Origin of the sequence: Phenylobacterium sp., assembly GCF_004297125.1 — a bacterium.
Taxonomy (GTDB): domain Bacteria; phylum Pseudomonadota; class Alphaproteobacteria; order Caulobacterales; family Caulobacteraceae; genus Phenylobacterium.
This window is the reverse complement of record NZ_SCVD01000016.1, coordinates 32,686-51,054: the sequence shown is the minus strand read 5'-3', so window position 1 is coordinate 51,054 and position 18,369 is coordinate 32,686. Positions and strand designations below refer to the sequence as shown.

Annotated in this window: 26 protein-coding genes and 1 tRNA gene; 17 read left to right on the top strand and 10 right to left on the bottom strand. The window is 69.8% G+C overall.

Going from position 1 to position 18,369, the window contains the following annotated elements; genetic code table 11:
• Positions 1-77: 77 nt before the first annotated feature.
• Positions 78-1,883, top strand: a complete 1,806-nt coding sequence (gene lepA / locus EPO51_RS08130; RefSeq protein WP_293348506.1) for a translation elongation factor 4 — start codon at positions 78-80, stop codon at positions 1,881-1,883.
• Here lepA and EPO51_RS08125 read toward each other — a convergent pair.
• Positions 1,880-3,412 carry a winged helix-turn-helix domain-containing protein gene (locus EPO51_RS08125; protein WP_293348504.1) on the bottom strand — a complete coding sequence of 511 codons (1,533 nt, stop codon included), beginning with the start codon at positions 3,410-3,412 and terminating at the stop codon, positions 1,880-1,882. The two genes, lepA and EPO51_RS08125, sit on opposite strands and share 4 nt — an antisense overlap.
• A 97-nt stretch (positions 3,413-3,509) precedes the next feature.
• Between EPO51_RS08125 and EPO51_RS08120 the strand changes: the two genes are divergently transcribed.
• Complete coding sequence (locus tag EPO51_RS08120) at positions 3,510-4,466, top strand: calcium-binding protein (protein ID WP_293348502.1); 957 nt, start codon at positions 3,510-3,512, stop codon at positions 4,464-4,466.
• Positions 4,467-4,509: 43 nt separating this feature from the next.
• Here the strand turns inward: EPO51_RS08120 and EPO51_RS08115 are convergent, their stop codons facing one another.
• Genes EPO51_RS08115 through EPO51_RS08095 form a run of 5 tightly spaced genes read right to left on the bottom strand, consistent with a single transcriptional unit; the run spans position 4,510 to position 6,131 of the window.
• Complete coding sequence (locus EPO51_RS08115) at positions 4,510-5,331, bottom strand: transglutaminase-like domain-containing protein (RefSeq protein ID WP_293348500.1); 822 nt, start codon at positions 5,329-5,331, stop codon at positions 4,510-4,512.
• A gap of 28 nt (positions 5,332-5,359) precedes the next feature.
• Positions 5,360-5,560: a hypothetical protein gene (locus tag EPO51_RS08110; RefSeq protein WP_293348498.1), complete on the bottom strand. Its 201-nt coding sequence runs from the start codon at positions 5,558-5,560 to the stop codon at positions 5,360-5,362.
• Positions 5,561-5,594: 34 nt separating this feature from the next.
• The gene (locus EPO51_RS08105; RefSeq protein ID WP_293348496.1) at positions 5,595-5,732 is read right to left on the bottom strand and encodes a hypothetical protein; all 138 of its coding nucleotides are present in this window, start codon (positions 5,730-5,732) and stop codon (positions 5,595-5,597) included.
• The gene (locus EPO51_RS08100) at positions 5,729-5,911 is read right to left on the bottom strand and encodes a hypothetical protein (RefSeq protein WP_293348494.1); all 183 of its coding nucleotides are present in this window, start codon (positions 5,909-5,911) and stop codon (positions 5,729-5,731) included. The genes EPO51_RS08105 and EPO51_RS08100 overlap by 4 nt, the downstream gene beginning before the upstream one ends.
• A 7-nt stretch (positions 5,912-5,918) precedes the next feature.
• Positions 5,919-6,131 carry a hypothetical protein gene (locus EPO51_RS08095; RefSeq protein WP_293348492.1) on the bottom strand — a complete coding sequence of 71 codons (213 nt, stop codon included), beginning with the start codon at positions 6,129-6,131 and terminating at the stop codon, positions 5,919-5,921.
• A 374-nt stretch (positions 6,132-6,505) separates the two neighbouring features.
• Here EPO51_RS08095 and EPO51_RS28135 point away from each other — a divergent pair, with 374 nt between their 5' ends.
• From EPO51_RS28135 to EPO51_RS08085, 3 genes are read left to right on the top strand one after another with little or no spacing between them, the layout of a single operon-like run.
• Positions 6,506-6,619 carry a hypothetical protein gene (locus EPO51_RS28135; RefSeq protein WP_465246597.1) on the top strand — a complete coding sequence of 38 codons (114 nt, stop codon included), beginning with the start codon at positions 6,506-6,508 and terminating at the stop codon, positions 6,617-6,619.
• Positions 6,616-6,816, top strand: coding sequence for a hypothetical protein (locus EPO51_RS08090; protein ID WP_293348490.1), 201 nt, complete (start codon positions 6,616-6,618; stop codon positions 6,814-6,816). Before EPO51_RS28135 ends, EPO51_RS08090 begins: the two co-directional genes overlap by 4 nt.
• The gene (locus EPO51_RS08085; protein ID WP_293348488.1) at positions 6,813-6,950 is read left to right on the top strand and encodes a hypothetical protein; all 138 of its coding nucleotides are present in this window, start codon (positions 6,813-6,815) and stop codon (positions 6,948-6,950) included. Before EPO51_RS08090 ends, EPO51_RS08085 begins: the two co-directional genes overlap by 4 nt.
• Here EPO51_RS08085 and EPO51_RS08080 read toward each other — a convergent pair.
• Positions 6,947-7,327: a DUF2784 domain-containing protein gene (locus tag EPO51_RS08080; RefSeq protein ID WP_293348486.1), complete on the bottom strand. Its 381-nt coding sequence runs from the start codon at positions 7,325-7,327 to the stop codon at positions 6,947-6,949. The two genes, EPO51_RS08085 and EPO51_RS08080, sit on opposite strands and share 4 nt — an antisense overlap.
• 143 nt (positions 7,328-7,470) lie before the next feature.
• Here EPO51_RS08080 and EPO51_RS08075 point away from each other — a divergent pair, with 143 nt between their 5' ends.
• Complete coding sequence (locus EPO51_RS08075) at positions 7,471-8,313, top strand: protein phosphatase 2C domain-containing protein (RefSeq protein WP_293348484.1); 843 nt, start codon at positions 7,471-7,473, stop codon at positions 8,311-8,313.
• A gap of 91 nt (positions 8,314-8,404) precedes the next feature.
• Here EPO51_RS08075 and EPO51_RS08070 read toward each other — a convergent pair whose 3' ends face one another.
• The gene (locus tag EPO51_RS08070) at positions 8,405-8,599 is read right to left on the bottom strand and encodes a hypothetical protein (protein ID WP_293348482.1); all 195 of its coding nucleotides are present in this window, start codon (positions 8,597-8,599) and stop codon (positions 8,405-8,407) included.
• Positions 8,600-8,878: 279 nt separating this feature from the next.
• Between EPO51_RS08070 and EPO51_RS08065 the strand changes: the two genes are divergently transcribed.
• The 5 genes from EPO51_RS08065 (at position 8,879) to EPO51_RS08045 (ending at position 11,855) form a co-directional block, all read left to right on the top strand.
• On the top strand, positions 8,879-9,016 hold the full coding sequence (locus EPO51_RS08065; protein ID WP_293348480.1) for an entericidin EcnA/B family protein: 138 nt from the start codon (positions 8,879-8,881) through the stop codon (positions 9,014-9,016).
• A 60-nt stretch (positions 9,017-9,076) separates the two neighbouring features.
• On the top strand, positions 9,077-9,472 hold the full coding sequence (locus tag EPO51_RS08060; protein ID WP_363200325.1) for a DUF983 domain-containing protein: 396 nt from the start codon (positions 9,077-9,079) through the stop codon (positions 9,470-9,472).
• Positions 9,473-9,552: 80 nt separating this feature from the next.
• Positions 9,553-9,711, top strand: a complete 159-nt coding sequence (locus tag EPO51_RS08055; protein ID WP_293348476.1) for a DUF3309 family protein — start codon at positions 9,553-9,555, stop codon at positions 9,709-9,711.
• 63 nt (positions 9,712-9,774) lie between these two features.
• Positions 9,775-11,109 (top strand): MFS transporter, encoded by a 1,335-nt coding sequence (locus EPO51_RS08050; protein WP_293348474.1) that lies wholly within the window; start codon positions 9,775-9,777, stop codon positions 11,107-11,109.
• Positions 11,110-11,111: 2 nt separating this feature from the next.
• Positions 11,112-11,855: a DUF599 domain-containing protein gene (locus tag EPO51_RS08045; RefSeq protein ID WP_293348471.1), complete on the top strand. Its 744-nt coding sequence runs from the start codon at positions 11,112-11,114 to the stop codon at positions 11,853-11,855.
• On the opposite strand, the gene EPO51_RS08040 is transcribed toward EPO51_RS08045, so the two are convergent.
• Positions 11,821-12,159, bottom strand: coding sequence for an MmcQ/YjbR family DNA-binding protein (locus EPO51_RS08040; protein WP_293348468.1), 339 nt, complete (start codon positions 12,157-12,159; stop codon positions 11,821-11,823). The two genes, EPO51_RS08045 and EPO51_RS08040, sit on opposite strands and share 35 nt — an antisense overlap.
• Before the next feature lie 114 nt (positions 12,160-12,273).
• Here EPO51_RS08040 and EPO51_RS08035 point away from each other — a divergent pair, with 114 nt between their 5' ends.
• The 3 genes from EPO51_RS08035 (at position 12,274) to EPO51_RS08025 (ending at position 14,285) form a co-directional block, all read left to right on the top strand.
• Positions 12,274-13,206 carry a tetratricopeptide repeat protein gene (locus tag EPO51_RS08035; protein WP_293348465.1) on the top strand — a complete coding sequence of 311 codons (933 nt, stop codon included), beginning with the start codon at positions 12,274-12,276 and terminating at the stop codon, positions 13,204-13,206.
• Entirely contained in the window at positions 13,173-14,147 is a 975-nt protein-coding gene (locus tag EPO51_RS08030; protein WP_293348462.1) for a hypothetical protein, read from the top strand. Before EPO51_RS08035 ends, EPO51_RS08030 begins: the two co-directional genes overlap by 34 nt.
• A gap of 48 nt (positions 14,148-14,195) precedes the next feature.
• Positions 14,196-14,285, top strand: a tRNA-Ser gene (locus EPO51_RS08025).
• A gap of 283 nt (positions 14,286-14,568) precedes the next feature.
• Here the strand turns inward: EPO51_RS08025 and EPO51_RS08020 are convergent.
• Positions 14,569-15,528, bottom strand: coding sequence for a glycosyltransferase family protein (locus EPO51_RS08020; RefSeq protein WP_293348459.1), 960 nt, complete (start codon positions 15,526-15,528; stop codon positions 14,569-14,571).
• A 184-nt stretch (positions 15,529-15,712) separates the two neighbouring features.
• Here EPO51_RS08020 and EPO51_RS08015 point away from each other — a divergent pair, with 184 nt between their 5' ends.
• The 3 genes from EPO51_RS08015 to EPO51_RS08005 all read left to right on the top strand — a co-directional run bounded on the left by EPO51_RS08015 (position 15,713) and on the right by EPO51_RS08005 (position 18,309).
• A complete protein-coding gene (locus EPO51_RS08015) occupies positions 15,713-16,405 on the top strand; it encodes an IS6 family transposase (protein WP_293348456.1) in 693 nt (230 codons plus the stop codon).
• 80 nt (positions 16,406-16,485) lie between these two features.
• A complete protein-coding gene (locus EPO51_RS08010; RefSeq protein WP_293348453.1) occupies positions 16,486-16,704 on the top strand; it encodes a hypothetical protein in 219 nt (72 codons plus the stop codon).
• 72 nt (positions 16,705-16,776) lie between these two features.
• On the top strand, positions 16,777-18,309 hold the full coding sequence (locus tag EPO51_RS08005; RefSeq protein ID WP_293348450.1) for a carboxylesterase/lipase family protein: 1,533 nt from the start codon (positions 16,777-16,779) through the stop codon (positions 18,307-18,309).
• The last annotated feature ends 60 nt before the right edge of the window (positions 18,310-18,369 follow it).

Below are 18,369 nucleotides of genomic sequence, written 5' to 3'. Positions count from 1 at the left end.
GGGACATTAACCACGTTCGCCAAGCGACAAGGCGTCGGCCTTTGTTGCGTCGCGAGATGTGGTAGACGCACGCCACAATGACCACGCCTCTGTCCCACATCCGCAACTTCTCGATCGTCGCGCACATCGACCACGGCAAGTCCACGCTCTCCGATCGCCTGATCCAGGAGACCGGGGCGCTGACCAAGCGCGAGATGACCGAGCAGGTGCTCGACAACATGGACATCGAGCGCGAGCGCGGGATCACCATCAAGGCCCAGACCGTCCGCCTGGCCTACCGGGCCGACGACGGCGAGGACTACGTCCTCAACCTGATGGACACCCCCGGCCACGTGGACTTCGCCTACGAGGTTTCCCGCTCGCTGGCCGCCTGCGAGGGTTCGATCCTGGTGGTGGACGCCTCCCAGGGCGTCGAGGCCCAGACCCTGGCCAACGTCTACCAGGCCATCGACAACAACCACGAGATCGTCCCGGTCCTGAACAAGATCGACCTGCCGGCCGCCGAGCCCGAGCGGATCCGCCAGCAGATCGAGGACGTCATCGGCCTGGACGCCTCTGACGCGGTCCTCACCTCGGCTAAGACCGGCGTCGGCATCCACGAGCTGCTGGAGGCCATCGTCACCCGCCTGCCGCCGCCCAAGGGCGACGCCGACAAGCCGCTGAAGGCCCTGCTGGTCGACGCCTGGTACGACGCCTACCTGGGCGTGGTGGTGCTGGTCCGGGTGATCGACGGCGTGCTGAAGTCCGGCCAGCGCGTGAAGATGATGCAGCAGGGCTCGACCCACCTGGTCGATCGCATTGGCGTCTTCAACCCCAAGCGCACCGAGGTCGAGAGCCTGGGTCCGGGCGAGATCGGCTTCATCACCGCCCAGATCAAGGAAGTCGCCCACGCCGCCGTCGGCGACACGATCACCGACGAAAAGAAGCCCGCCGCCGAAGCCCTGCCCGGCTTCCGCGACGTGCAGCCGGTGGTGTTCTGCGGCCTGTTCCCGGTGGACGCCGCCGACTTCGAGGACCTGCGCGCCGCTATCGGCCGCCTGCGCCTGAACGACGCCAGCTTCAGCTACGAGATGGAGACCAGCGCGGCGCTCGGCTTCGGCTTCCGCTGCGGGTTCCTGGGGCTCCTCCACCTGGAGATCATCCAGGAGCGCCTCAGCCGCGAGTTCGACCTCGACCTGATCGCGACGGCGCCCAGCGTGATCTACAAGATCGGCCTGATCGACGGTTCCGAGATCGAGCTGCACAACCCGGCCGACCTGCCCGATCCGGTGAAGATCTCCACCATCGCCGAGCCCTGGATCAAGGCCACCATCCTGACGCCGGACGAGTACCTGGGCTCGGTCATCAAGCTCTGCCAGGACCGCCGCGGCTCGCAGCGCGAACTCAGCTACGTCGGCTCCCGAGCCCTGGTGGTCTACGACCTGCCGCTGAACGAGGTGGTCTTCGACTTCTACGACCGGCTGAAGTCGATCTCGAAGGGCTACGCTTCGTTCGACTACCAGATCGAGGACTACCGGGTCGGCAACCTGGTGAAGATGTCGATCCTGGTGAATTCCGAGCCCGTCGACGCCCTCTCGATGCTGGTCCACGCCGACCGGGCCGAGACCCGCGGCCGCGGCATGGTCGAGAAGATGAAGGAGCTCATCAACCCGCACATGTTCCAGATCCCGATCCAGGCGGCCATCGGCGGCCGGATCATCGCTCGGGAAACCGTGCGGGCGCTGCGCAAGGACGTGACCGCCAAGTGCTACGGCGGCGACGCCAGCCGCAAGCGCAAGCTGCTCGACAAGCAGAAGGCCGGCAAGAAGCGCATGCGCCAGTTCGGCAAGGTCGACATCCCGCAGGAAGCCTTCATCGCCGCCTTGAAGATGGACGCGGATTAGCCCGGCGCCGCCGGCCTCCCCGCCAGGAAGTCCGGGGTCACCCCGGCCTTCGCCCAGTAGTCCGCCAGTCCGATCCGCCGGGTCAGTTCCAGGAACCGGCGATCCGCCCGCATCTCCGCGGCGACCGGGGTGAACAGCATATTGGTCTTGCGCCGCCGCTGGTCGTTCACGGAGACCTGTCCCGGGCGCCAGCGGACGCTGGCCATCAGCGGCCCTTCCTCCAGCAGATAGGCGGTCGCCACCTCGAAGGCCCGGTCGATCTCGCCCAGGCCGTTGAGGATCAGGAAAGCGTTCACCGAGGGGCTCGGCCCGCGGGGCACGTCCGACAGCACCCGTTCGACCGCCCGCGCCACGTCGGCCGGCCGCCGCCCCTCCAGGGCGACCATCGAGGCCCTGAGCGTCTCGACCATCCAGTCCGGCAGGACCGGCCGTCCCGCGGCGTCCTCCACATGCGCCAGCGCCCGCGACGCCCGGCCAGTGAACGCCAGCGTCCACAGCCGGCCGAACCAGGCGCCTGGATGCCGGGGCCAGAGCTGCAGCACCCGGTCCGCCGCGCGGTCCGCCGCCTCGACACGGCCCAGCATCCAGTGGGCGTAGATCAGCCGGTACAGGTATTCCGCGTTCGGCGGAGACGCGGGCGTGAACGCCACCCGGTCGCGGGAGCCTTCCAACGCCCGGCCCACCGACACGTGCAGGAACGACCGCGCGTCGAGGGTCGGCAGGTGGCGCGGCGCCTGGGCCAGCACGGCGTCCAGCCGCCGCTCGGCGGCGCGCCAGTCGCCGAAATAGGGCGGCAGGATCGCCAGCGCGCCCATCGCGTCGGCCTGACGCGGGTCCAGGGCCAGGGCGCGCCGCGCCGCCTCCTGCACGGCGGCCACGGCCCCGGCGGTCTCGGCGGCCGAGCTCACCTCCACGAGGTAGGCCTGGACCAGGGCCAGGCGGCCCCAGGCTTCCGCGTTGCGGGGTTGCAGCGCCACCACCCGGTCCAGGCGCTGCGCGGCGCGCTGATAGCCCTCGGGCAGGCCTGTCCGCGCCGCCTGGTCCGCCTGCGCGATCAGCATCGCCGTTTCGGCTTGGGTCCGCGACGACCGCATCTGCCAGAGGCCCGTCGCGGCGGCGGCGGCGACCGCGACGGCGGGGGCCGCGATCATCAGCCCCCGGCGAGAAGGACGGCCCCGCGGGGTGGCGACTTTGCGGATGGTCAGGCGGTAGCCCGTGCGGGGTACGGTCTCGATCACGACGTCGGCGCCTGCGGCGCGCATCGCCCTCCGGATGTCGGCGATGGCGCGGTTCAGGCTGTCGTCGCCGACCGCCGCATTGCCCCAGCAGCGGCTGAAGAGGTCGGCGCGCGTGACCACGCGCTCACCGGCGTCGGTCAGCGCGGTCAGGACCTGCATGGCGCGGGGTTCCAGCGTCGCCTCGCCCGCCGCCCCGCGGATCACCCGCGTCGAGGGGCTGATGCTCGCCGCGCCCAGCGTGAAATCCGCGCGCCGCGCCAGGTCGCCGACACTCATGAACCCGGCGCTCAAGCCATCGTCCTCGGCTGATCCTCAGGACTCCATCATGGCTCGGGCCAGGGCGCGCCGACAAGCTGGCTTCGCTTCAGGCGTGCAGGGACACCACGAGATGGCTGAATTCTTCGGGACCGCGGGCAACGACATCCTCGACACCGACCCCGGACATGGCAACCGGCGGCACGACATCCTCTGGGGCCTGGAGGGCGACGACCTGCTCATCGAGGGCAGCGGCAACGACACCCTCAACGGCGGCCCGGGCTCGGACACGCTGATGGGCGGGCCGGACGGCGACGTGCTTGACGGCGGGGAGGGCTCCGACACGGCCGACTACGGCCCCGCCATCGCCCCGGTGACGCTGGACCTGACCCGGTCCGGCCCGCAGGACACCGGCCCGGCCGGGTTCGACACCCTGCTGAGCGTGGAGAACCTGCGTGGCTCCGCCTTCGGGGACACGCTGTTGGGGAACGGAGGCCCGAACCAGATCTTCGGCCTGGGCGGCGGCGACCTGATCGCCGGCGGCGACGGCGCGAACTACCTGCGCGGCGATGACGGGGCCGACACCCTGAGGGGCGGCGCGGACTTCGATGACATCAACGGCAACACCGGCGACGACAGCGCCTCCGGCGGGCCCGGCGACGACTGGGTCGTCGGCGGCAAGGACAACGACCGGCTGGACGGCGGCGACGGCGCCGACCTGGTCTACGGTAACCTGGGGAACGACACGTGCGAAGGCGGGGCGGGCGGCGATATCCTGCGCGGCGGCCAGCAGAACGACGTCCTGACCGGCGGCGCGGGCGACGACTGGCTGTCCGGCGACCGCGACGACGACACGGTGACCGGCGGCGCGGGGGCCGACATCTTCCATACCTTCGGGGGCGCCGGCCTCGACCGGGTCACCGACTTCAGCCTGGCGGATGGGGACCGCATCCAGCTCGACCCCGGCGACACCTGGGCCGCGGCGCAGGTCGGCGCCGACACTGTCGTGACGATCAGCGGCCAGGCCCAGCTCGTGCTGGTCGGCGTCCAGCTTTCCAGCCTTGCGGGCGCATGGATCTTCGGGGGATGAGCGCGGCGGACCGGTGTGGCGCGACCCGTTCGCGCTGCGGACCTCAGGCCGGCTCGATCGCGTAGGCCGCTTCGACGCTGGTGACCTCGAATTTCACCAGCCTGGCCGTCCCGAAGGTGTTGGCGATCGCCACGTCGACGGCGTCACGGCCGCGGGCGATCAGCACCCGGGCCATCCGCGGCATGTTGCTGCGCGCGTCGAAGGTGTGCCACCGGCCGCCGAGGTAGACCTCGAACCAGGCGCTGAAGTCCATCACCCCCACCACCGGGACGCCGATGTCGCCCATGTAGCCGGTGCAGTACCGGGCCGGGATGTTCATGCAGCGGCAGAAGGCCACCGCCAGGTGGGCATAGTCGCGGCACACCCCCGTGCCCTCGCGCCAAGCGTCGTAGGCTGTCTTGTCCGGCCGCGCGTCGGCGTAGTTGAACTTGATGTGGTTGTGCACGTAGTCGGTGATCGCCTGCACCAGCGGCCAGCCGGGCGGCCCGGCGCCGAACAGCGACCACGCGATCTCGCTCAGCCGGTCCGTCTCGCAATAGCGGCTGCCCAGCAGGTAGAGCAGCACCTCGTCGGGCAGCTCGTGCACCGGGTGCTGCACCGCGTCCGGGACGTATTCGTCGATCAGGCCGCTGTCGCGGATGATGAAGTCGGCCGAGAGCGTCAGCCGTCCCGCCGGGGCCATCACCCGGCTGCAGATGTTCCCGTAGCCGTCCAGGTACTGCCGCACGTCCAGCGGCGGGTCGGTGCGCAGCCAGTCGGGCGTCTCCAGGTCGTCGCGCCGGGAGGTGTGGACGCTGAGGGTCAGCAGCATCGGGACCGGCGCCGGGCAGTCGTAGACGATCTCGAAGCCGGTATGGATGCGCATGGGCGCCTTTCTGCGCCGGCTGAGCCGGCTAGTTTGGGGGGCCTCCCCGGCGAGCGAGCTCTGAGCTGCCCCTGGGGGTGATGTCCCAGCCTTCGTGGCTGCGGCTCGCCATGCCGAGGTCGACCAGGGTGCGGGCCGCCGCGATGTTGACGAAGCCGACGTCCTGCCCGGCGTTCTTCTGGGCGAGGGCCTGCAGGGTCCGCAGTTCGACCTCCGTGAGATCACTCATACTGGCCTCCGGCGCCCCTCGGGGCGCACATCCCTCATTCCTTGGCGTCCGCCGCCGCGGCGCGCGCCAACCGGGCCGCGTCGCGCCGTTCGAGGGCCGCAGAGGCCGCGAAGACCCCGGCCACGAGGATCACAGGGGCCACGAGCCCGAGGACGCCCAGGATGTTCATCATTGTCCACTCCCCAGAGGGTTGGGCGCGCGGGCTTCCCGGCGTCCATGAAGCCGCTCGCGTTCCTGCCGCAGGCGGTCGATCTCGGCCGACAGGTCGGCGACGTCGGACTGGAGCTGGGCCACCCGCGTCTTGAGGTAGGCGTTCTCGCGGGTCAGGGTCTCGGGGGTCGCTTCGGTCATGCGAGCCTCAGAAGACCGTGGCCGACACGCCCAGGAGCTGCGCATTGATCGTGCGGCAGAGGCGCTGGGCCGAGGCGACACTGACCTGTGGCATCAGGTCGAGGGTGAAGAGGGAATTGCTGTAGGACGAGGCGTCGCCCGTCGAGGGCTCGAAGGCCAGGTAGGGCCGACCGTCGGCCTTCACCTGCACCGTGCAGCGGTGGCTCTGGTCCGGGCTCACGGACGGCGCCTGTGGCCGAACAGCGCGAAAGCGACGGGAATGGCTGCGGCGACCAGCACGCACAGCGCCGAGAACATGAACAACGGAAGCTCCTGGAACCGCGGCGCGTAGCCGGTTGTCCGGCCGAGAGCGCGAGCGGATCTCTTCCACAATTATCTAGGGCCTCCACGGCGAATTACAATATTAATTCAGAATAAATTGGCCAAACCTTCCGCCTCACGAAGATTTTTGGCGGAATTATTTCTGTTTTTGCCGATTGGTTGAACTTTCACACGTCTGGCGTGATACGTATCAAGCAAGCCGCGTGGATTTCAGGGTCGCAGTTGTTCGCCCGGAATTTCAGGCATTGCGGCGCAGGTTCGGAGACGAAGACGATGGCCAAGGGTCAGAAGAAGTCCAACAAGGAAGTCCGCAAGCCGAAGCAGCCTCCGGCCAAGCCGCCGGAGTCGGTCTTCAAGGGCTTCGCGCCGCCTAGCGGACGTTCATGAACCTTCTGTCGATGCTGTTCAGGCCCGCGGTCGCCGACGCGGAGGTCCGGGCCGAGATCTGGCGGCTGGGCGTACGCCACGTGGGCTGGCCGCTTGAGGGCGCCCTGAACGAGCTGCGCGAGCCCAACCTGCCCATGGGCCGTGCGGTCCTGCTGCGCGCCTGCGTCGACAAGATGAAACTGGAGAACCAACGATGAGCCGTCCCCTGAAGCTCGGCGGCCCGCCGTACGTTCCCGCCGCCCGCGGCGGCATGACCGACCCGCGCTCCACCGGCGCCTCCGCCCCGGCGCCGCAACGCTCGATCCTCACCGACCGCCGCAGCACGCGCTAGTCCCGGTGGCGCCGCTCCGGCGGCGCCCACCGCCACAGCGCGGCCGCATAGGCGAACACCGCCACATACGCCGCCGCGAAGACCCAGGGCGGCAGCGGCCAGTACACCAGGCCGTTCACCCAGCGCATGATCAGCGGATCGTGCGCGCCCGCGCCGGTCAGGACGTCCTGCCAGTCGGTGAGGAAGCAGGCCCGGCCCGCCATCGCCTGCACCGCCACCACCGCCAGCGAGGCCAGGTGCAGGACCCGCAGCCACCGGATCCGCACCCACCGCCATCCCCGCCACGCGCCCAGCGGGATCAGCCCCAGCCCCGCGACATTGAACGCGATCACCGCCAGGTGGACCGCCAGCACGAACTGCCCCAGCAACAGGTTCATCGGTTCCCTTCCGCGCTGTCCCGCCCGGGACCGGACAGTCTCGACGCCAGAGGCGGATGGAGAGCGACCCTCCCGCGCCAGCCGCCGAGCTTGATCGGCCGGATCGAGTCCACGATACGTAATGGGGGGCGGAGGGCCAGGCTGTGACTCTCACTGTAGCGGACGCCATCTGCAGGCCGGCGTCCACCGTGAATGAGGATACTTGGGGTCGCGCCGGCGACGCCGTCTGGGTGCTGGACGGTGCGACGGGCGTGGCGCCTTCTCCGTATCTGGATGGCGCGTCCGATGCCGCCTGGTTTTCGCGTGAAATCAGCGGGCGCTTTGAAGAGGCGTTCTCGGTGGCCCTGTCGACCCCCGCGGCGGTGCTCCGCGGGGTGCATGCGACCGCCGAGGCGGCCCGGACGATGTGCGACATCGGCAAGGTCCCGGCATTCGAACTGCCATCCGCCAGTCTGGTGGTGGCGCGGGAGGTCGGCTCCCGCCTCGAGCTGACGAACCTTGGTGACAGCGTCATCGTCTGGCGTGGCGCGGGCGGGCCGGCGAACCGCTTTGGCTGGTCGGAACTCGGTGGATTCGAAGACGCGCTTCATCGGGTCCTGGATGCGGCCCTGGCCGATGGCCTGCCTCGGGCCGTCGGCGTCGAGCGGGCCCGTGCGCTCGCGCGCGAAAACCGGAAACTGATGAACCGCCCCGACGGCTATTGGATCTTGGACTTGTCCGGCGCGGGCGTATCCCAGGCCCAGATCGAGGCATGCCCGGCCCCCGCGCCCGTCGACGTCCTGCTCATGACGGACGGCTTTTCACGGCTGGTCGAGGTCTATGGCGCCTACGACTGGGATGGGCTTATGGACCGGGCCCTGGAGAATGGACTGGAGCCGCTCTACGACGAGCTGCGGGGGATCGAGGCCGCCGACGAGGCCTGCAGCCGATTCCAACGCTTCAAGGCTCGCGACGACGCCACCGCAGTGATGCTCTCGTGGCGCTAGGACCGCCCCGTCGCGCGCTGCGCAAGATGGGACAGTCCCCGCGCCGGGCCCGGACGCCGCGGGGCGGCCCCGCAGTCCGGGAGAGCTCGGGCTAGAGCTGGTTGAATTCCCCGCAGCGGCACTTGACCACCACGTCGTTGAAGAACGACCGGTCGGCGCGGATCAGTTCCTGCCGGCAGGCGCCGCAGGCGTAGGCCGAGCCTTCCTGGTCGTTGGGGGCTTCGTCGGCCAGAACCAGGGTTCGGCGGCCCACGAACAGGCCGGGGAAGGTACGCAGCTCGATCATTGACTGTGCTCCAAGATGGGCCAGGGGGAGCCGGCCGCTCTTCGCAATGCAAAAACCATGGTACGAAACATGTTGCGGCGCAATGACGCTGGACGCCACGGCGGCCGAATCCGGCAAATGGCGCCCATGAATCCCTTACAGAGCAAGGAAACCGGCATTTGGCGCCTGTTTTCGCAGCGCAGCGTTACGCCATCTGGGCGGCCGCCCCATTCCTGCCGCGAGCTTGACTACAAAGGCGGCGCACGAGACCTAGGACTCACCGTTCGAAAGGGGTTGCCCATGCGCAAGCTGATCGTCCTCACCGCCGCGGCCGCCGCGCTGCTGGTTTCCGCCTGCAACACCATCTCCGGCGTCGGCCGGGACGCCCAGGCCGCCGGCCGCGCCGTCACCGGCGCCGCCGAAGACGCGAAGAAGTAGGCGCTGCGGCAAAACGCGGCCGGGCTTTCGGAGCCCGTCCGGAAGGCGCATATGGGCGCCATGGCCGAGATCCACCATTCGCTGTTCCGTTCGCTCGGGCGGGGGCTGGCGCAGCGCTGCCCCCACTGCGGCAAGGGCGGGATCTATCGGCGCTACCTCAAGGTCCGGCCGAATTGCGAGGTCTGCGGCCACGAGCTCGCCCGCTATCCGGCGGACGACGGCCCGGCCTACCTGACCATCCTGCTGATGGGCCACCTGATCATCGGCCCGGCGCTGTTCTTCCCCATCGTGTGGGAGACGCCGCCGCAGATCTCCCTGCCGATCATCCTCGGCGCCCTGACCGCGGTGACCCTGCTGGCGCTGCCCCGCATCAAGGGCGGCTGGATCGGGCTGATGTACGCCCTGCAGGTGACCGACCGCGACCACCGCGCCCACACGGCCGACGTCGCCGACTAAGGAGCCTCGTCTCCGGAACCGAACCTTGGCCGTGAACGTTCGGTGCGGTCGAGGTCGGGGGACCTGAGGAGAACCACCGCATGTCCCTGGGGACCATTCTCGTCATCATCCTGATCCTGTTGCTGGTCGGCGCCCTGCCCACCTGGGGTCACTCACGGAGCTGGGGCTACGTCCCGAGCGGCGGCCTCGGCCTGGTGCTGGTGATCGTCATCATCCTGGTCCTGCTGGGACGCATCTGACCTAGTCGGAACCGGCGGCTGCCCCTAGCATCGGCCCCAAAGAGCCGAGCTGGGGGAAACTGCATGACCGCGACGGAGACCGGGGCCGAGGCCCAGATCCCGCCGGGGGTCATCGCGCCCGGGCTCACCGCCGGACAGCGCTTCCGGGCGATCCTCGGGGGATCGGCCGGCAACCTGGTGGAGTGGTACGACTGGTTCGTCTACTCCGCCTTCGCCGTCTATTTTTCGAACCACTTCTTCCCCGGCGACGACGACCTGGCCGGCCTGCTCAAGACCATGGCGGTCTTCGCCGTGGGCTTCTTCGCCCGCCCGCTGGGCGCCTGGCTGATGGGGCTCTACGCCGACCATGCCGGCCGCAAGACCGCGCTCACCGCCGCGGTGGGCCTGATGTGCGGCGGCTCGCTGATCATCGCCGTCCTGCCCAGCTACGAGACCATCGGTGTCGCCGCGCCGATCCTCCTGGTGGTCGCCCGCATCCTCCAGGGGCTGTCGGTGGGCGGCGAGTACGGGGCCAGCGCCACCTACCTCTCCGAGATGGCCGGCCGGAAGCGGCGCGGCTTCTGGTCCAGCTTCCAGTTCGTGACCATGGTCATGGGCCAGCTCATCGCCCTGGGCCTCCTCAGCCTGCTGCAGACCACCATGGACAAGCCCGACCTGGAGAGCTGGGGCTGGCGCATCCCGTTCTTCGTCGGCGCGGCCATGGCGGTGGTCGTCTTCTGGATCCGCGCCCGCATGGACGAGAGCCAGTCCTACGAGGTCTCGAAGGCCTCCGGCGCCGAGCGGGCCCGGACCATGATGCTCTTCATGCGCTATCCGAAGCAGGCCCTGACCATCTTCGGCTTCACCGCCGGCGGCTCGCTCGCCTTCTACGCCTTCACCACCTACATGCCGAAGTTCCTGACCGGGACCTCCGGCTTCCCGGGTCCGACCGCCACCGCGATCACCGCCGCGGCCCTGGTGGTCTACCTCTTCGCCCTGCCCTTCTTCGGCTGGCTCAGCGACCATTGGGGGCGCAAGGCCACCCTGTTCATCGCCTTCGGCGGCGGCGCGCTCGCCACCTATCCGGCCATGACCGCCATCGCCGGCGCCCAGTCGCCCGTGGTCGCCTTCGTGCTGGTCTCGCTGCTCGTGGTGCTGCTGTCGGGCTACAACTCCGTCAGCGCCGTCGTGAAGGCCGAGCTGTTCCCGGCTAACGTCCGGGCTCTGGGCGTCGCCCTGCCCTACGGGATGGGCACCGCAATCTTCGGCGGCACCGCCGAGCCGATCGCGCTCGCGTTCAAGCGGGCGGGCGTCGAAAGCGGCTTCTACGTCTATGTAGCCTTGGGGATGGCCGTGGCCTTCTTCATCGTCTTCCTGCTCCCCGACAACCGGAAGCACAGCCTGATCCTCGAGGACTGACCTTGCAGCTCCTGGACCTCATCGCCCTCGGCGTCTTCGCCCTCGCCTGGCTGTTCTACGAGCCGCTGATCACCGCCGTCGGCAAGCGGCGTGGCGGCCTGCTGAACACCGACATGACGGTGATCCGCAGCGCCTGGATGACCCAGATGACCGGCCGCGAGGTGCGGCTGATGGACGGCCAGCTCCTGGGCCACGCGCTGAACTCGGCCTCGTTCTTCGCCTCGTCGAACCTGCTGCTGATCGCTGCGGCGGCCGGCGCCCTGTTCGGCGGCGACTCGACCTTCCGCTCGGTCTCGGCGCTGGAGGTGGTGAGGACCTCGTCGCGGCTGCTGTTCGAGATGCAGCTCGCCCTGGTGCTGATCGCCCTGGCCCGCGGCCTGCTGGACTTCATCTGGTCGATCCGCCAGCTCAACTACTGCCTGGCCGCCGTGGGCGCGACGCCCGAGCCGCTGGCCGAGGCGCAGCGACCGGCCTACGGCGCGGTGCTGGCCCGGCTGCTGAACCCGGCGCTGGGCTCGTTCAACTCCGGGGTCCGCGGCTACTACTTCGCCCTGGCGGCGGCCGCCTGGCTGTTCGGCCCCTGGTCGTTCATGGCCGCGACCCTGGGCGCCGTCGGCCTCCTCCTCTGGCGCCAGCGCAGCTCGCCCGCCGCCATCGCCATCCACGACTTCCGCAGGCTGCTGGAAACCGGTGCGACCGAGGCTCGCTTGACTACAGCCCCAACTCCGCCTTCGTCGCCTTCGTGAGCTTGCCGGCGATCAGGCTGTGCGACGTGGCGATCCAGCCGGCGGCGTCCTCGATGTCGGTCCTGTCGATGTCCACGATCACCCAGTGGCCCTTGGCGAAATAGGGCGCCTGGCGGCCCGGCCCGCCCTCGTCCGTCAGCACCATGAAACCGATCTCGGTGACCTTGAACGCCAGGCCATCGGCGATTCCGCAGACGGCGAACACCTTGCCGCCCACCTTGTACACGTCGGACCCGCCCCATTGGACGACGTGGGTCGCCGCCGGCAGGGCCATGGCCGCGGCGTGCAGCTCGTCCTTCGTCACGCGAGCCTCCCTGGGCAGCTTGGCGAAACGCCGTTTTGCATCTTGCCGCCCGGCATGAACCGGCGCGACATGGGCCGGCATATACGGAAACCCGGGCCGGGAGGAAGGTGCGCGATGAAGACGTTGAGGATCATGCTGCTGGCCGGCGCCATCGCCGGCCTCACAGCCGCGGGCGCGCTTGCGGCCGGCAGCGGCGGCGGAAGCGGCGGAACGAGCGAGATGCCTTCAGCCTCGGGGCCGCGGTACGACCCCGCCGAGGAGTACGCCAAGGCCGTCGCCTCGATCCAGGCCAAGGATTACAAGGCCGCCGCCAGGTCCGCCCAGCGGGTCACCGACGCCGCGCCGCAGAGCCTCGACGGCTGGAAGCTGCTGGGCGTCGCCCAGTCCGGGGCCGAGAACTGGAAGGGCGCCCGCAAGGCCTATGAGCGCGCGGTCAAGCTGGCCCCCGACGACCTTCCCAGCCGCGCTGGCCTGGGCCTGGCGCAGGCCCGTCTCCGCGACCCCAAGGCGCAGGAGCAGCTCACCTGGCTGAAGGCCAAGGCCAGCGACTGCGGCCCCGGCTGCGACGCCGCCACGCTGCAGTCCCTGACCGCCGAGGTCGAGAAGGCGCTGGCGGGCGGATCGGCCGCCGGCCAGCCCAGCGCGGCGCTGGAGCGGGGCTCGCTGCTGTTCGCCGCCGCCGGCGACCGGGCCTATGTCCAGGCCGTCGGCCTGATCAACGAGAAGCGCTACGACGAGGCCCTGGCCTCGCTGGACGCCGCCCGCGCCGCCTTCGGGCCGCACCCCGACATCCTGACCTACCAAGGCTACGCCTGGCGCAAGAAAGGCCGGTTCGACCGCGCCGAGGGCTACTACCGGCAGGCCCTGGCCGTCGCCCCCGACCATCGCGGCGCCACCGAATACTACGGCGAGCTCAAGGTCGAACGCGGCGACACCGCCGGCGCCAGGGCCATGCTCGCCAAGCTGGACCGCATCTGCGCCTACGGCTGCGCCGAAGCCGAGGAGCTGCGCCGTTGGATCGACGCCGGCGGCGAACCCGGGCTCTAGCCGGGGTCGCCCTCGCGGCCCTCGGCGGCCTCGCCCTCGCCGCCGACGGCCGCTTGCCGCTCCAGGCGATGTCGTGGATCCCGCGCGACGCCGACCCGGTGCGGGTGTTCGCGACCCAGCCCACCGAATGCCTGAGGGTCCCCGCCGACCCCGCCGCAGCCCGATCCGTCGAGATCGGCCGCGCGGCGTTCCGCACCCCCGTGCTGCTGGGCGGCCAGGCGGCGCGGGCCGGCCTCTCCTGCGAGAGCTGCCACCGCTCGGGCCGCGGCAACCCCGACTTCCAGTTTCCCGGCGCCTCGGGCGGGCCGGGCACGGCGGACGTCACCCTCTCCCTCTTCTCCAGTCGCCGCGGCAACGGTGTCCACGACCCCCGGCCGATCCCCGACCTCAGCGGCCCGCGCGAGCGGCTGAATGTGGCCTCCGCCGACCTGCCCCAATTCATCCGCGGCCTGGTCGTCGAGGAGTTCGACGGCCGCGAGCCGCCGCCGGCCGTGCTCGCGGGCCTGGCCGACTATGTCCGCGCGCTTGGACCCGCCGCCTGCCCCGCGTTCGCCCGCGAGCGCACGTCCCCGCGCCGCCTGCTGGACGACGCCCGCCGCGCCGTCCGCGCCGCCGAGGCCAGCCTGGCCGCCGGCGACCCCGATGGTCCGACCGCCGCCCTGATGATCGCAGCCGCCCGCGCGCGCCTGTTCCTGATCGACGAGCGCTACGTCGCCCAGCCCGCCGAGGTCGCCCGCCTGCGCGCCGCCGACGCCCGCCTCGCCGGCCTCCAGGCCGCGGCCCGCGACGGCCGCCCCGACGCCGCCCGGGGCCTCGCCCGCTGGCGCGCCGCCTCCCGCGATCTGGAGGCCATGCTCGTCCTCCGCCAGCCCGCCTCGCTGTTCGATCCGGACGTCCTCAAAACAGCGACCAACCGCCGCTTGCCCCCGAAGACCTCCTGACGGTATATGCCCGCCTTCCGGCGGCGGACCACTCCCCCGCACGGGTGTGGTGCGGTGGCCGAGTGGTTGAAGGCGCACGCTTGGAAAGCGTGTTTAGGGGAAACTCTAACGTGGGTTCGAATCCCACTCGCACCGCCACTCAGACCCCAAACCGGTCTTGGTTGCAGCCGGCGGCGCCTTAGCCGCGAGTAGTGTCACGTTAAGCGCCGCGGCCGTGGAAGGCAGCCGATGCCACCGCGACACCTGATCGGTCGGGCTCTCCTGCACAGATTCCGGGGCGCGGCGAATACCACTTGGGCCGGCGCCAACACGTGATCCGCAGCTCGGGGAAGGCGGCCCGCGACCGACGGAGGGTTGAGCCGACGATACCTGGCCGAGAAGGTCGCCGTTGCGCACTGGATAGGGCAGAAGATGGTCGCCCCTAGGTATCGAGAGGACCGCTTCGGACCCGCGCCTCGGGCGCAAGACGCATCCACGTCTCTTCGAGATCCCGGCGGAACCGTGCATAGGACCACTCGGCAGCCGTCTCCCGGCCGGCTTCGATGACGGCCTTGAGGGGAGCACCGCCGGTGCGGACCAGATCGGCGGCCTGGCCAAGCGCATCGGCAGCCGCCTCGCAGTCGTCATCCGGCGCCCAAAAGCCGTTCCCTGCGGTTCCGTAGTCGCGGCCGCCAACGCCAAGGAAGCCGGCGCAGACACAACCGCTGGCCATGGCCTCAAGGGCGGTCATGCCTAGAGATTCGAAGCGGGCGAGGCTCAAGTACAGCTCGCTCGCCGCCATTGAGGCGGCAACTTCCGCTTCCGATAGGCCGTCGAGCTTTCGCCAGGGTCGGGGCGTCTCCATAGGGTGCAGGCTGCGCAATAGACCTCTGATCACACCGGCTTCCATCGGGCGCTTCTTGGGCATGAAGGCGATGTCGGGACCGCGCGGTCCCGACGGCCGAAAAGCGCGATCATCAGCAAACGCGCGTACGACGTCGATGTGCGCGCCGGGATGTATTCGGCGCAGGGTGCGCGCCTGGCCCTGCGCCACGGCGAGGAAGGCCACCGGTTGACGCAGCTTCGCGATGGCGTCCAGCGAGTCTCGAGCCTGAATGAACACGTTTTGGCAGAAGACCACCACGCGATGCGCGGTCGGCGCGAGGCGCTCGATCAGGATGGGTGCGTCCTCAGGCACGACGGCGATGTCGCTTTGGGACAGCGTCTCCCCGACCCGAATCGGTATTTTGTAGGTCATCCAGGTCGGTGGGTTGTTGTTGGCCCCCGTGCGCAGGACGGCGTCGAAGCCGAGGTCTCGCAGCGTTTCGACGTGGCGAATGTGCATCTTGATCCCGCCCTGCACCGCGCCGCTCGGGAATGTATAGTACGCGATCCGGGTCATGGTGGCCTCTTAGCCCACCGGATTTGCGCGTTGCTAGCTCGGTGGGTCCGTCACCGTGCGCGGCTTACCCAACTTGCTTGGCGGAATGGCGCGCACAGCTGGCCATGCGAGATTTCTGGCTGAGCAATGTCAGCTAAGGCACCGACAGCGAAATGGGGAAGCGTCGATCGCTGGCGAGGACATCGTGCGGCTGCTCTCGTTCAAGCGTCATCGGTTTCCGGTGGAGGTGATCCGCCATGCCGTCTGGCTCTACTTTCGCTTCGCGCTGAGCTTCCGCGACCTCGAGGACCTATTGGCCGAGCGCGGGATCGACGCGAGCTATGAAACGATCCGCTGCTGGACGATCAAGTTCGGCCCGCAGATCGCCAGGAACCTGAAGCGTCAGCCTCCGCCGCCGTCGCCGCGGTGGCATCTGGACGAGCTGGTTTCCCGCATCGGCGGCCGGCGCATGTACGTCTGGCGTGCGGTGGACGACGAGGGCGAAGTTCTGGATGTAGTCGTACAGCGCTCCCGGGACGCGCAAGCCGCTCTGAAGCTTCTGAGGCGATTGATCCGCAATCAGCCCGTCGCGCCGGAGGCAATCGTCACCGACGGCCTGGCATCCTATCCTGCCGCGCTCGGAGCGATGGGGCTTCGCCATCTGCATCGGCCTGGGCGATTGCGCGAGAACAACAGGGTGGAAAACAGCCACCTGCCTATCCGGCGACGCGAACACAGGATGCAGCTGTTCAAGAGCCAAGCATCCGCCCAGCGTTTCCTCACGACCCACGCCGCCGTCTACAACACCTTCTATGTCCAGCGTCACCTGATCAGCCGCGCCATCCTGCGGAGGTTCCGTGGCGAGGCGAATGTCGCCTGGGTGCGCGCCACCGCATGATCCTCAAGGGGCGGACGGCGGCGTGCGCTCTGCGGCACTTAGGTTGACAGCACCGTCGAACGCGCCGGCGGCCGTGCGTCATGCACACCGCGCCCAGCGTGCTTGAGGGCGCGGTCGTCGCCCGGCCGGGCGTGTCGGTCGACATCGCTGACCGGATCATGGCGCTCGCGGCCGAACAGCTCGGCGACTTCAAGCACGCACGGAAAGTCCAGATCGTCGAAGCCGTGCCGCGCGGGACCTCGGAGAAGGTGGCGAAGGCTGAACCGCGCAGCCGGCTCGGGAGCGGCGCGTCGACATGACCCACCCTGTTGCCCTCCTCGCACCATTCATTTATTCCATTTTCGACATTTTGTCAGGCTAGGACAAACCCTTTGCGACGAACAGCCGTCTCTCACTGGTCGAACGTATTGGCGGCGGGGATAGCCCTGGCGCTGGCGTCGGGAGGCCTGGGCGCCGCGGCCACCAACGATGGGCCCGTCGCGCGGACGGAGGCGGGCCGCGTCGCCGGCCTCGTGCAGTCGCAGTCCGTGACCTTCTACAATATCCCCTATGCCGCCCCGCCCACGGGTGAGCGACGCTGGCGGCCGCCGGCCGCGCCCGCGCGCTGGCGGGGCGTGCGCGACGCCAGCACGCCCGGGCCGTCCTGCCCGCAGCAGGTCCCCGGCAATGGAAGGCCGAACCTGGGCGGCGTCACCAGCGGCACGGACGAAGACTGCCTGCAGGTCACGGTCTTCGCGCCGAAGCGGGCCCGCAGGGCGCCGGTGATGGTCTGGATCCACGGCGGCTCGCACCGCACCGGCGCGGGCTGGGTCACCAGCGGGGCCTCGTTCGCACGCGACGGCGTCGTCCTGGTGGGCGTGAACTACCGCCTGGGCCCGCTGGGCACGTTCGCCCATCCCGCGTTGACAGCGGAGGCTGGCGGCAGCGGTCCCACCGGCAACTACGGCCTCATGGACCAGATCGCCGCCCTGAGGTGGGTCCGGCGCAACATCGCCGCGTTCGGCGGCGACCCCGATAACGTCACCCTGTTCGGCGAGAGCGCCGGCGGCGTCAGCGTCCAGTTCCTGATGGCCCAGCCCGAAACGCGCGGCCTGTTCCACAAGGTGGTCATCCAGTCCGGCGCGGGCTGGTACCGGCCACAGGATCTGGCGGAGAAATCCGCCCGGGGCGTGGAAATCGCCCGTGCTGTCGGGCTGGAACAGGCCACCGCCGCACAGCTCCGCGGCGTACCCGCCGACCTCCTGATCGCCAAGGCCTGCTGCGAGTTCACGCCCTTCCAGGACGGCCGGATGGTGACCCGAACGCCGACCCAAGCCTTTGCGGCCGGCGGAATGCCCGACGTGCCGCTGATCATCGGCTGGAACTCCGGCGAGGACGTGTTGATGAGCCCGTCGCGGCCGAACCTCGCCACCAAGGTCACGCCCGAGATCCGCGCCGCCTATCCGGAGGAAGCCGCTGCCGGCGAGACCGTGCTGGCGCGCGCCAACTTCAGCGACCGGATCATGGGCGCGCCCGCGCGCTGGGTTGCGGCGCGGGCCTCGTCCGGCAAGCCGTCGTGGCTCTACTACTTCACCTACGTCGCCGGCCGCTTCCGGCCCCGTCCGACGGCCTGGCATGCGGACGAGATCGACTTCGTCTTCGACGGCTTCGACCAATGGGTCCCGCCCGGATCGGTCAGCGAGGAGGACCGCGCCAAGGCGGCCCAGACCCACAGCTGCTGGGTGGCCTTCGCCAAAAGCGGTATCCCGCACTGCGACGGCGGCCCGGCCTGGCCGGCTTACCATCCGACGTCGGACCAGTTGCTGGAGATCGGTCGCGAGAACCGGGTCGTGACGAATTTCCGCAAGCCCCAGTTGGACGCGCAGGAACGCCTGTCGCTGCCCGAGCTCCTGGCGCCGCGCTGAGACCGGAGAAAGCCCGCCCGGCGCAAGCGCCGGGCGGCAGTTGGCCGCGCGTTGGACGCT